12 protein-coding genes are annotated in these 12,305 nt (G+C 33.5%); all 12 read right to left on the reverse strand.

Annotated elements, in window-relative coordinates:
- Positions 1–302: 302 nt before the first annotated feature.
- Positions 303–1,076 (reverse strand): Bax inhibitor-1/YccA family protein, encoded by a 774-nt coding sequence (locus tag SD960_RS06430; protein WP_318801650.1) that lies wholly within the window; start codon positions 1,074–1,076, stop codon positions 303–305.
- A 162-nt stretch (positions 1,077–1,238) separates the two neighbouring features.
- Complete coding sequence (locus tag SD960_RS06435; RefSeq protein ID WP_318801651.1) at positions 1,239–2,630, reverse strand: NADH-quinone oxidoreductase subunit N; 1,392 nt, start codon at positions 2,628–2,630, stop codon at positions 1,239–1,241.
- Positions 2,631–2,782: 152 nt separating this feature from the next.
- On the reverse strand, positions 2,783–4,222 hold the full coding sequence (locus SD960_RS06440) for an NADH-quinone oxidoreductase subunit M (protein WP_318801652.1): 1,440 nt from the start codon (positions 4,220–4,222) through the stop codon (positions 2,783–2,785).
- A 10-nt stretch (positions 4,223–4,232) separates the two neighbouring features.
- Positions 4,233–6,116, reverse strand: a complete 1,884-nt coding sequence (gene nuoL / locus SD960_RS06445; protein ID WP_318801653.1) for an NADH-quinone oxidoreductase subunit L — start codon at positions 6,114–6,116, stop codon at positions 4,233–4,235.
- A gap of 6 nt (positions 6,117–6,122) precedes the next feature.
- Positions 6,123–6,443, reverse strand: a complete 321-nt coding sequence (gene nuoK / locus SD960_RS06450) for an NADH-quinone oxidoreductase subunit NuoK (RefSeq protein ID WP_026982591.1) — start codon at positions 6,441–6,443, stop codon at positions 6,123–6,125.
- Complete coding sequence (locus tag SD960_RS06455) at positions 6,443–6,982, reverse strand: NADH-quinone oxidoreductase subunit J (protein ID WP_318801656.1); 540 nt, start codon at positions 6,980–6,982, stop codon at positions 6,443–6,445. The genes nuoK and SD960_RS06455 overlap by 1 nt, the downstream gene beginning before the upstream one ends.
- Positions 6,983–7,528: a NuoI/complex I 23 kDa subunit family protein gene (locus tag SD960_RS06460; protein WP_059114695.1), complete on the reverse strand. Its 546-nt coding sequence runs from the start codon at positions 7,526–7,528 to the stop codon at positions 6,983–6,985. It lies immediately after the preceding gene.
- 87 nt (positions 7,529–7,615) lie between these two features.
- Entirely contained in the window at positions 7,616–8,671 is a 1,056-nt protein-coding gene (nuoH, locus tag SD960_RS06465) for an NADH-quinone oxidoreductase subunit NuoH (RefSeq protein WP_318801658.1), read from the reverse strand.
- Position 8,672: 1 nt separating this feature from the next.
- Positions 8,673–9,704, reverse strand: coding sequence for a 2Fe-2S iron-sulfur cluster-binding protein (locus SD960_RS06470; RefSeq protein ID WP_318801659.1), 1,032 nt, complete (start codon positions 9,702–9,704; stop codon positions 8,673–8,675).
- 96 nt (positions 9,705–9,800) lie between these two features.
- A complete protein-coding gene (locus tag SD960_RS06475) occupies positions 9,801–10,361 on the reverse strand; it encodes a hypothetical protein (RefSeq protein ID WP_230700059.1) in 561 nt (186 codons plus the stop codon).
- Positions 10,362–10,364: 3 nt separating this feature from the next.
- Entirely contained in the window at positions 10,365–11,735 is a 1,371-nt protein-coding gene (gene nuoF, locus SD960_RS06480) for an NADH-quinone oxidoreductase subunit NuoF (protein ID WP_318801661.1), read from the reverse strand.
- Position 11,736: 1 nt separating this feature from the next.
- Complete coding sequence (locus tag SD960_RS06485) at positions 11,737–12,267, reverse strand: complex I 24 kDa subunit family protein (protein ID WP_029271565.1); 531 nt, start codon at positions 12,265–12,267, stop codon at positions 11,737–11,739.
- Positions 12,268–12,305 lie beyond the last annotated feature (38 nt).

Here is a 12,305-nt window from a genome sequence, read left to right on the forward strand (position 1 = left end):
AAAGATAAATAGGAGATTTGACCAAAATAGGGAAAAGGAAGAAAAATAAAGAAAAAGATTGTTAATTTTAACCTGAAATAGGTACCGGTCCTATAATTTGGAATCAATTTTGATTTAAATTTTGACCAACAAGAATGGATTTTTGCTTTTTAGCATTCAAATTTTTATTGATAATATATTGTGCAGAATTTAAATTACAACAATAATCCAATAAAAAAGCGATTTGGAGAGTTCCTAATAATTCCAATAAAAAAGGCCTTTTTGGATTTTCAAAAAGGCCTTAATTTTATGATTAAAAGAGATTAGTCTTTACTGGATAATTTTGATAATAATCTTAAAAATTCAATGTATAACCAAACCAATGTTACCATTAAACCCATTGCGCCATACCATTCCATGAATTTTGGCATTCTTTGCTGTACTCCTTTTTCAATTTGATCAAAATCTAGAAATAAGTTCAATGCAGCAATAATAATTACAAAAACACTAATTCCAATACTCATCATAGAGTTTCCATGATGTACAGGAGTAAAGCTTGTAAACATTGATACCAGCCATGAAATTAAATAATAAGTGGCTATTGCCAATGTAGCGGCAACAACTACTGATTTGAATTGTTCTGTTACTTTTACAATTCTAAATTTATATAGACCTAAACAAACTAAAAAGGTAACCAAAGTTGCACCAACAGCGTTAATCACAATTCCAGGATACATTGCTTCAAAAATAGCCGATATACCTCCAATAAATAGTCCTTCAAACAAGGCATATCCGGGAGCAAGATAAGGAGAAAGATGTGGTTTAAATGCAGAAACTACAACTAAAATAAGTCCAACAACGGCACCGCCAATTGCTGGCAACATAATATTAATTCCGTTAAACGCCATCCACCATGTTACCATAGCAGCTCCGCATAAAATTAAAAATAAAATAGCTGTTTTATTGATTGTACCCGAAACACTCATTTCCTGATTGTAATCAATAATTTGTGCCTGGTGTACCTCTTCAGCTTTTGACACAGCATTTGATGAAAAACGCTTGTTGCTTAAAAATGGATTTTTTGAATTGAAGTTCATATTTTAATACATTTAATTGATCCCAAATATATGGAGTTTTTTTGATGTGCAATTAGTTCTTCATTTTTTTTAACATGATTTTTTCTTCTGAATAAATTCATCTTAAAATAAAAAAATCCATTCATTTAATGAATGGATTTTCTATATGTCTTTAATGATTTTTTATTTCAATAAATCTAAAACTAATGAAGGAAATAATCCGAGTACAATGTTTAGTGTAATGGAGATCACGGCAACAGCATATATAAGAAATGGTTTTCCGGTACGTTCTTCATTCGCATCTTTAGAGTACATTGCAAGAATTAGTTTAAAATAATATCCAACACTAATAATTGAGTTAATAACAGCCACAATTACCAATGCGATATAACCAGCCTGAATCGTTTGATCAAACAAGAATAATTTAGCAAAGAAACCTGAAAAAATTGGGATACCAGCCATAGATAACAGTGATCCTGTTAAAATAGCGGCCAATAAAGGATTCGTTTTTCCAAGACCATGGAAGTTGGTAATATCTTCGTTGTCCTGATTTTTGCAAACATATAAGATCACACTAAAAGATGCAATTCCCGCTAAAGCGTATGCTGCAGTATAATATAATAGTACACCTGCAGAAGTAGAAATACTTAAGAAAGTCATCAACATGAAACCAGCATGCGAAATTCCTGAGAATGCCAGCATACGTTTCACATTTACCTGACGTAATGCCATAATGTTTCCAACAGTCATTGACGCAATAGATACAATCACGACAATATTTTCAAAAGTTCCTAAGAGTTCCTGATTATCCAGCGATGGAATGAAATTTAATCCCGAAATTAATTTAAATAATGTTGCTATAGCTATTACTTTGGCTAATGTACTCATTAAGGCTGTTGTTAAAGCCGGAGAACCTTCATAAACATCAGGAGCCCAAAAGTGAAATGGAACTGCTGCTATTTTAAAGAACATACCAATAATCATTAAGATCATTCCGATAGGAAACCAGATTGGTAATTCTGCAGACAATGAACTTTCGTGAATTTCAGCAACATCAAAACTTCCCATTGCTCCGTAGATCAGACAAATTCCAAATAAAATAATTCCTGATGCAAAAGATCCCATCAAAAAGTATTTCATACCAGCTTCGTTGCTCTTTAAATTCAAACGGTCACTCGCTGCTAAAATATATAATGCAATAGATAGAATTTCGATTCCTAAGAAAAACATAGCCAGATTACCAAAAGAAACCATGGCAACACCTCCTGCTAATAAAAATATTTTTATAGCAATAAAATCTGAGATTTTAGTGGGGTGGTTTTCATAAAAATTATGACTAAGCGCTATCAGGAAAATAGTCAGAATAATAAACAGCGATGAAAAAGCAGTAGAGAATTTACTCACTGTGATCATGTTATTATAATAACTTTCTGTTGTACCAAATTCTGAAAAATTAAGTGCCAAAACAGCCAGTAATCCAATTATGGTAAATGGAATAATGGCTTTTCTTAAATTAAGAATTTCAAATAATAGGCAGAAAATACCCAATCCTGTTATAGCTATTAATGTATTCATTTTTGTTTTTTTGATTTAGGAAATCTAAAACTAATGACGCCCTAATTTATTTTTATTTAAAATATATTTTTAATTTCTTTCTATAATGAACTTAACTTTAATTGTCAGATAAAAATCTGATGATCAAAAAACGTTAATCTTTATTCTAAACTTTAATTTTTATTGATAACGTTTAAAATAGTTTCTAAACTTGGTGTTATCAAATCTGTAATTGGTTTTGGATAAAATCCGAAGAATATTAAAACCGCAATAATTACCACAAATGATATTCCTTCATTAACAGAAACATCTGCAAAAGTTTTAGAATTTGTTTCTCCCAACATTACATTCTGAAACATTTTAAGCATATAATAAGCCCCTAAAATAATTGTTGTTCCGCCTAAAACAGCAAACCAAACATTAATTTGAGAAAGGCTATATAAAACGGTAAACTCTCCAATAAAGTTAAAAGTACTTGGTAAAGCAACCGAAGCCAAAACCAAAATCAAAAACATTGAAGTAAATTTAGGAGATTGAATACGGATTCCGCCCATTGCATCAATTTCTCTCGTTTCAAATCTTCTAAAGATAATTTCAGCAGCAAAGAATAAACCAACTACAACAAAACCATGTGCAATCATTTGCAAAACGGCTCCGCGTAAACCATCAATTGTTAAAGTATAAGTTCCGGCAGCAATTAACCCAACGTGAGCTAATGATGAATAAGCCAATAATTTCTTTAAATCTTTTTGTCTTAAAGCAACGATAGATCCGTAAATAACGCCGGCGATTCCCAAGGCAATAAAAATGTTCATGTATTCTTTTGCTGCAATTGGCGCAATTGGCAATTGCCAACGAATAACACTATATAATCCCATTTTTAGCATAATACCAGATAAAAGCATTGTTCCAACAGTTGGTGCTTTTTGGTAAACGCTTGCCTGCCATGTATGAAAAGGAATAATTGGAATTTTAATAGCATAAGCTAAAAAGAAAGCCAGGAAAATCCAAAGCTGTTCATTTGCTGATAAATCTAATTTATATAAATCTTCGATAAGGAAGCTTTTTGCTTTTGTATATAAATATATAAAACCAATCAACATAAATAAAGATCCTGCAAGTGTGTAAATAAAGAATTTAACAACTGCTTTTCTGCGTTCTTCAGCATCACCATTACCCCAAATAAGGGCAATGAAATATATAGGAATAAGTGATAATTCCCAAAAAATATAATATAAAAGTCCATCTGCCGCAAGGAAAGTTCCTGTCATGGCAAAGGCCATAAATAAAATTAAGGCATAAAAACCTTTTGCATTTTTATATTCATTTCCAAAAGAGGAAAATATAATGATTGGAGTTAGCGCAACAGTTAACAAAAGCATTGCAATTGCTAATCCGTCAGCATTTAAAACGAACGAAATTTTAGGTTGTGTAATCCAGGCGTTGACAAAACTAATGTTTTCACCTGCATTAAAATGACTTAACAATACTAAAGAACAGCCTAAAGCCGCTAAACTAAAGAACAAAGCAACTTTTGAAGCTAGTTTGTCACCAACAAAATAAGTGGCAAATGCACCAATTAAAAGAATAATTAATATAATAGAAACGTTCATAGTTGTTAAATTATTTAGCTAAAAATATATAGGAAACAATGGCGCAAAGACCTAAAACAAATGCAAAAAGATATAATCCGATGCTTCCGCTTTGTAATTTTTTACCTTGAAAACCTATTTCATTGGTTACTTTTCCTAATCCGAAAACAAGAGATGATAAACCTGTTTCGATAGTATCTCTAAAGAATCTTGATAATCCGTTTATAGAACGAACAAATATTGCGTCGTAAATTTCATCAACATAATATTTGTTGTAAAGTACTTTTGTTACACCAGTAATGTTTTCATCTGCTTCAGGAACATTATCTTGTTTGAAGTATTTGATGTAGGCAATTAAAATTCCTAATAATCCGCCTAAAACAGCAACACCCATCAAAGTATATTCTGTTGTTCCTAAATGATGTTCTTCGCCTGCAGCTTTTGTAAAAAGTGGAGCCAAATATTCGTTTAACCAACTGTTCCCAGGTAAACTAATCAATCCGCCAAAAGTAGCTAAGACTGCAAGAATCATTAAAGGAAAAGTAATTAAACCGTCACTTTCATGTAAATGATGTTTTTGTTCTTCAGTTCCTCTAAAATCTTTAAAGAAAGTAAGGAACATTAATCTAAACATATAAAAAGCAGTCATAATTGATGCGATAGATCCAACAACATATAATGGAATACTATGGTGGAAAGCGGTCATTAAAATTTCGTCTTTAGAGAAGAAACCGGAGAAAAATGGAACTCCAGAAATAGCTAATGATGAAATTAACATTGTCCAAAAAGTGATTGGCATTGCTTTACGTAAACCACCCATTTTGCGCATATCCTGTTCTCCGTGTAAACCGTGTATAACAGATCCTGAGCCTAAGAAAAGACAAGCTTTAAAGAAAGCGTGTGTGATTACGTGGAAAACGGCAACTTCATAAGCGCCAAATCCTAAGGCTAAAAACATTAATCCTAATTGAGAAACGGTAGAGTAGGCCAAAACCTTTTTAATATCTGTCTGAACCAAACCAATTGTTGCAGCAACTAATGAAGTGATAGCACCAATAACAGCAATAACAGTTTGAACATCCGGAGCTAAATCAAATACAAAGTTTAATCTCGTTACCATAAATATACCGGCAGTAACCATGGTTGCAGCGTGAATTAACGCAGAAACAGGAGTTGGTCCAGCCATTGCATCAGGCAGCCAGGTGTATAACGGAATTTGTGCAGATTTACCACAAGCTCCGATGAACAAGCATAATGCAGCCAATGAAAGCAATGGTAAATTTAAATTCGTAGCTCCCGAAATTGCTGTTTTTAAAGTAGCATAATCTAAAGTTGAGAACATTGAGCCAAGAATGAACATTCCAATTAATAAACCTAAATCTCCAATTCTGTTCATGATGAAAGCTTTTTTCGCAGCATCATTGTAACTTTGGTTTTTGTACCAAAATCCAATTAATAAATACGAGCAAAGTCCAACACCTTCCCAGCCAATAAATAAAACTAGTAAGTTACTTCCAATCACAAGAGTAATCATGAAAAACACGAAAAGATTTAAATAAGCAAAAAATTTATGCATATTTTCATCATCATGCATATAACTAATTGAATATAAATGAATCAAAGAACCAATACCTGTTACAAAAAGTAACCAAAGCAGAGATAATTGATCTAATAGAAATCCAAGATTGATATGTAGGTTACTGATCTGAATCCAGTCAAATAAAGTTATCTGAATGGCTTTTTCAGTTTGAGTAAGCTGATTGAAAAAGAAAATTGTAACAAGAAAAGAAACTAAAACAGAAACAGTTCCAATAATTCCGGAAGCTGTTTTTCCTAAAGTTTTTCCAAAGAAAACATTGATTAAAAATCCTAAAAAAGGAGCTAATACTAAAACTAAAGCTAAATTGGTATCCATTTCCATTTATCCTTTTAAATTTTTTAAATTATCGATACTAATCGAACCTAAATTTCTAAAGATCGAAACTAAAATAGCCAATCCAACTGCAACTTCTGCCGCAGCAACTGCCATCGAGAAGAATACAAAAACTTGTCCTTGTGCATCTTGATGATAAGTTGAAAAAGCAACAAATAAAAGGTTAACAGCATTCAACATGATTTCGATAGACATGAATACAATGATTGCATTTCGTCTATACAATACACCAAAAACACCAATACAGAAAAGTACAACACTTAAAAAGATGTAGTTTTCAATACCTATTTGATTTAATATATTACCCATTATTTATTTAATTTTTCTTTTTTAGACAATAGTACAGTTCCAATCATCGCTACTAAAAGTAAAACTGAAGCAAATTCAAACGGAACCATATATTCATTCAATAATATTTTACCCAATACTTTAATAGATTGGAAATCTTCTCCAGTCGAATCGTAATCACCAACAATTGGTTTTGAATTAATGAAAATTGCAATTAATACAATGCAAATCAAGCAAAAAGACACAATTGCACCCAAGCGTGTAATCCTTGGTCGGTGTACATCTCGTTGTTCATTCAAATTCATCAACATGATCGTAAACAGGAACAAAATCATAATTGCTCCGGAATAGACTATAATATGTACAATTGCTAAAAATTGTGCGTTAAGCAATAAATAATGACCTGCAATAGAGAAGAAACAGATTACCAAATAAATGGCACTGTGAATTGGGTTTCTGCTAAAAATGGTTAAAAATGCGGTTATTACCGTGATAAACGCCAAGAAACAAAATATAACTTGAACAGTTGTTGCGTGAGCAAAATCAGGAATATGTATCATTTAATTAGCATTATTAAGTTGTGCATTTTTGATTGCCACATCAAGAGGCATCACTAATCTGTCTTTTCCAAAAATAAAGTCTTCTCTTTCATAGCTTGATGGAACCAAAACTTTTGAAGTAGTCAGGTAAATTGCATCTTTCGGGCATGCTTCTTCGCATAAACCACAGAAAATACAACGCAACATATTGATTTCATATATAGAGGCGTATTTTTCTTCTCTATACAAATGTTTTTCATCTGCTTTACGTTCAGCCGCTTTCATTGTGATAGCTTCTGCAGGACATGATAAAGCGCATAATCCGCAAGCAGTGCAATTTTCACGACCTTGCTCATCACGTTTCAACTGGTGTTGACCACGATAAACCGGACTCATTTCACGCACTTGTTCCGGATAGTGAATGGTTACTTTTTTTCTGAATAGATGTTTAAGCGTAATAAACAATCCCTTCACAATCGCCACAAGATACAATCGCTCCCAAAAAGTCATCTCTTTGTTGGAGACCATCTTTTTTCTACCCGATAATGATATAGTTTCTATTGACATTTTATAATGTATGATTTACGATTCGCAATTTGACGGTAAAATCAAATTCTAAATCTATTTATTTTTATTTGAAGCTGACAAACGGTTTTAGAATCCTAAAGCGGCAGCTATATCGTGTCTCAAAATAACAGCACCCGTAATCATGATATTAATAATTGAAAGCGGAATTAAAATTCTCCACCCTAAATTCATTAATTGGTCATATCTAAATCTTGGAATTGTCCAACGAACCCACATGTAGAAAAAGATCCAAAAACATATTTTTGCAAATAATACTGCGATTCCTAAGATGTTAGCAATATTAACTCCTGCATTTTCTACCATCCATTGCATTCCGGGATAATTGTATCCTCCGAAAAACAATACAGATATAATGGTAGCCGAGATAAACATATTGGCGTATTCAGCAAATAAATAGAATCCCATTTTCATGGATGAATATTCAGTATGATATCCACCAATTAACTCAGATTCACATTCTGCTAAGTCAAAAGGAGTTCTATTTGTTTCTGCAAAAGCACAAATAAGGAAAATCAAGAATGATAAGGGTTGGTAAAAAACATTCCAGTTCATTCCTGCTTGTTGCTCAGAGATTTCTTTTAAGCTTAAAGTTCCGGTCATCATCAATAAAGCAATCATCGATAATCCCATAGCAACTTCATAAGAAACCATTTGAGAAGCCGCACGAACCGCTCCCATCAATGAGAATTTATTGTTTGAAGCCCATCCACCAATCATGATTCCGTAAACTCCAACAGAAACAACTCCGAAGAAATATAACAATCCAATGTTGATATCTGTAGCTTGTAAAACCACGTCTCTTCCAAAAACGTGCAATTTGTCGCCCCATGGAATAACAGCGCTGGTCATCAAAGCCGTACTCATGGCAATTGCAGGTCCAACAACAAATAAAAATTTATTAGGTGTGTTTGGCTCAAATTCTTCTTTTGAGAATAATTTCATACCATCTGCAAGAGGCTGTAATAAACCTCCCCATCCGGCACGGTTTGGTCCTACACGATCCTGAAGAAAAGCCGCAACTTTACGTTCAGCCCAGGTAGAATACATCGCCATAATCATTGTTATGGCAAAAACCACAACAATCACAACACTTTTCTCTATAATAAACGTACCATCTACCATCTTAAGAAATTTTGTTGTTAGTGTTTAATGGAATTTCAGCCATACTAATTTTTTTACGGTCTATATCTCTACCCATAAGGATAGTTTTTTCTGTCGCGATTTCTACTTTCTCTAATTTTTGAGTGTAGTTATTTTGGTTGATAACAGAATCTTTTTCAAATTCTCTTGGTCCTTCAATAACCCAGTCATTTACATTTTTGTGGTCAAAACGACAAGAGTTGCAAATGAATTCTTCCACTTCGTGATATTCGTCTTTACGACCAGTTACACGTTGAATTTCTCCTCCAAACATCCAAACTGTCGTTTTTCCGCAACATCCAGGAGTCGTACATTCTCTGTGAGCATTGTAAGGTTTATTAAACCAAACTCTCGATTTGAAACGGAAAGTTTTGTCAGTCAATGCTCCAACAGGGCAAACGTCGATCATGTTTCCAGAGAATTCATTATCGATCGCTTTTGAGATTCCGGTTGAAATATTAGCGTGATCTCCACGATCTAATACTCCGTGTACTCTGTTGTCTGTCAATTGATCTGCAACTTGTACACATCTTTGACATAAAATACAACGGTTCATATGTAATTGAATATTCGGACCAATATCTTCTGGTTCGAATGTTCTTTTTTCTTCTATAAAACGTGATTTTGGATTTCCGTGCTCGAAACTTAAGTTTTGTAAATCACATTCACCGGCCTGGTCACAAACCGGACAATCTAATGGGTGATTGATCAATAAAAATTCTGTTACAGATTTACGAGCTTCTGTTACTCTGTCAGAAGATTTGCTGTTTACTTCCATTCCGTCCATACATCCTGTTACACAAGATGCCATTAATTTTGGCATTGGTCTTGGGTCAGCTTCGCTTCCTTTAGAAACTTCAACTAAACAACAACGACATTTACCGCCGCTGCCTTTTAATTTTGAGTAATAGCACATGGCTGGCGGTACCAAATCTCCACCAATCATACGTGCAGCCTGTAGAATCGTTGTTCCTGGCTCTACGTCTATACTTTGACCGTCTATGGTTACTTTCATCTCTTATTGATTTGAATGTTGAAAGTCGGAATATTGAAAAGAATTGCTGTCCTTTTTGATATTATTAACTTTATAACTTTCTGCTTTATTTTTTAACTATTTGAAATGCTCATTATATAATATTATTACCTCTTCCATTTGACCTAACTTATAATTATTATTTGAATCTATCCACTTTTCATATAATTCAGGATAATCAATTATAAATGCTGCAAACTTTTTTCGTGTACTAAACCCTGTCATTTCTACAAGTTTTCCGTCTTTTAAAACATAAGGTTCTTGTAGTGGAAATCCTCCTTGAAGGTTCCCTTTATATAAAATATAATAAGATATTTTTCCTTTAATTTTCTCATGGAAAAAATGATCTTTATCTTCGGCTAAACTTACAAACCTATAATCTCCTTGTTTCGGTCCAGTGATAAAAACGGTTTTTAATTCTGAAGGCATATATTTTACCTTTTCTCCGTTCTCTTTATAAATTTTTGCTCTCTTACTGATTCCTGCATCATAGAATAAAGTACTGTCGAAAATATTCATATCTAATGAAAATTTACATTTTATAGTATCATTAGCGTTTGTTACGACATACCCATCAAATCTTTGAGCATTAGTAACTACGCTTAAAAGAACAAATAAAAATGTAAAAATTATTTTCATATTTTATACGATTACTTTACCGCCTACTAAATGCTTCACTTGAGAAAAAGGTTCAGCAACAAAGTGATCTCTATTTTTAATTTTTTCAGGGAAACGAACGTGGTATTCAAATTCATCTCTAAAGTGACGAATCGCTGCTGCTACTGGCCAGGAAGCGGCATCTCCAAGCGGGCAAATTGTGTTACCCTCAATTTTACTTTGAATACTCCACAATAATTCGATATCCTCTTCACGGCCTTGACCGTTTTCGATTCTCCACAATATTTTTTCTAACCATCCTGTTCCTTCACGACAAGGTGTACATTGTCCGCAAGATTCGTGATGGTAGAAACGTGCAAAATTCCAAGTATTTCTTACCACACAAGCAGTGTCATTATAAACAATAAATCCTCCTGAACCTAACATAGATCCGGTAGCAAAACCACCATCACTTAAAGATTCGTAAGTCATTAATCTGTCTTCACCGTTTGCTGTTTTAAAAATCAATTCAGCTGGCAAAATTGGCACTGAAGATCCTCCAGGTACAAAAGCTTTCAAAGGTCTGCTAGAAGACATTCCTCCTAAATATTCATCAGAATTCATGAATTCGTCAACGCTTAATCCTAATTCAATTTCATAAACGCCAGGATTTTTAATGTGTCCTGAAGCAGAAATTAATTTAGTTCCGGTTGAACGGCCTACACCAATTTTAGCATAATCATCTCCAGAATTATTGATGATCCAAGGCACAGCTGCGATAGTTTCTACATTGTTTACTACTGTTGGATTTGCCCAAAGTCCTGAAACTGCAGGGAATGGTGGTTTAATACGAGGGTTTCCTCTTTTACCTTCCAAAGACTCAATAAGTGCAGTTTCTTCTCCACAGATATAAGCTCCGGCTCCACAGTGAACATGTAATTCTAAATCGTAACCTGTTCCTAATATATTTTTTCCTAACCAACCCGCAGCTCTTGCTTCGTTGATTGCTCTTTCTAAAATTTTGAAGACCCACATATATTCTCCACGAATGTAGATATATGAAAGGTTAGCGCCTAAGGCAAAACTTGAAGTAATCATTCCTTCGATCAATAAGTGAGGAATAAATTCCATCAAATAACGATCTTTAAAAGTTCCCGGTTCAGATTCGTCGGCGTTGCAAACTAAATGTCTTGGTTTTCCTGATTTTTTATCAATAAAGCTCCATTTCATTCCTGCAGGGAAACCTGCGCCACCACGACCACGAAGTCCTGATTTTTTTACTTCTTCAACAACTTCGTCTGGTGTAAGTGTTTTCAAAGCTTTTTCTACAGAAGCATAACCACCATTTTGGCGATAAACTTCGTAGGTTTTAATTCCTGGAATATTGATTTTATCTAATAATATTTTTTGTGACATATTATTTATCGTGTAATATTATTTTATCATCTCTGCAATCAGCAATTAACTGATCGATTTTTTCTTCTGTCAATTTTTCTTTGTAGAAATCGCCTAACTGCATCATCGGAGCATATCCGCAGGCACCTAAACATTCTACGCCGGCAATGGTAAACATTCCGTCGGGAGTTGTTTCGCCCATTTTAATGCCTAATTTTTCAGAAGTATAATCCATTAAATTTTCGGCACCATTTAAACAACAACAAGAAGTCTGGCAGAATTCAAACATGTATTTTCCAATTGGTTTTTGGTTGTACATGGTATAAAAAGTAACCACTTCGTAAACCTCAATTGGTTTTATGTGTAAAATTTCGGCAACCTTATCCTGCAACTCGATACTTAACCAGTTATCGTGTGCATCCTGCACTTCATGCAAAACAGGTAACAAAGCTGATTTTCTTTTGTCTTCAGGATAATGACTAATTAATTCATTGATGCGGGTCATCAATGCTTCAGTCATATTTATTTCTTGTTTGTAATGTTTTCTTTCCATTTTATTCTTTTTTTGCCACTAAGGCGCAAAGTCACAAA

The sequence above is a fragment of the Flavobacterium sp. MMLR14_040 genome, from assembly GCF_033657265.1.
In the GTDB taxonomy this organism is placed as follows: Bacteria; Bacteroidota; Bacteroidia; order Flavobacteriales; family Flavobacteriaceae; genus Flavobacterium.

What these genes read in the sequence shown, in the direction of transcription:
- nuoL (WP_318801653.1), bottom strand. Translation starts at nt 6,116, where the DNA reads ATGGATACCAATTTAGCTTTAGTTTTAGTATTAGCTCCTTTTTTAGGA.
- nuoF (WP_318801661.1), bottom strand. Translation starts at nt 11,735, where the DNA reads ATGTCACAAAAAATATTATTAGATAAAATCAATATTCCAGGAATTAAA.
- nuoK (WP_026982591.1), bottom strand. Translation starts at nt 6,443, where the DNA reads ATGGGTAATATATTAAATCAAATAGGTATTGAAAACTACATCTTTTTA.
- SD960_RS06470 (WP_318801659.1), bottom strand. Translation starts at nt 9,704, where the DNA reads ATGAAAGTAACCATAGACGGTCAAAGTATAGACGTAGAGCCAGGAACA.
- nuoH (WP_318801658.1), bottom strand. Translation starts at nt 8,671, where the DNA reads ATGGTAGATGGTACGTTTATTATAGAGAAAAGTGTTGTGATTGTTGTG.
- SD960_RS06430 (WP_318801650.1), bottom strand. Translation starts at nt 1,076, where the DNA reads ATGAACTTCAATTCAAAAAATCCATTTTTAAGCAACAAGCGTTTTTCA.
- SD960_RS06435 (WP_318801651.1), bottom strand. Translation starts at nt 2,630, where the DNA reads ATGAATACATTAATAGCTATAACAGGATTGGGTATTTTCTGCCTATTA.
- SD960_RS06460 (WP_059114695.1), bottom strand. Translation starts at nt 7,528, where the DNA reads ATGTCAATAGAAACTATATCATTATCGGGTAGAAAAAAGATGGTCTCC.
- SD960_RS06485 (WP_029271565.1), bottom strand. Translation starts at nt 12,267, where the DNA reads ATGGAAAGAAAACATTACAAACAAGAAATAAATATGACTGAAGCATTG.
- SD960_RS06455 (WP_318801656.1), bottom strand. Translation starts at nt 6,982, where the DNA reads ATGATACATATTCCTGATTTTGCTCACGCAACAACTGTTCAAGTTATA.
- SD960_RS06440 (WP_318801652.1), bottom strand. Translation starts at nt 4,222, where the DNA reads ATGAACGTTTCTATTATATTAATTATTCTTTTAATTGGTGCATTTGCC.
- SD960_RS06475 (WP_230700059.1), bottom strand. Translation starts at nt 10,361, where the DNA reads ATGAAAATAATTTTTACATTTTTATTTGTTCTTTTAAGCGTAGTTACT.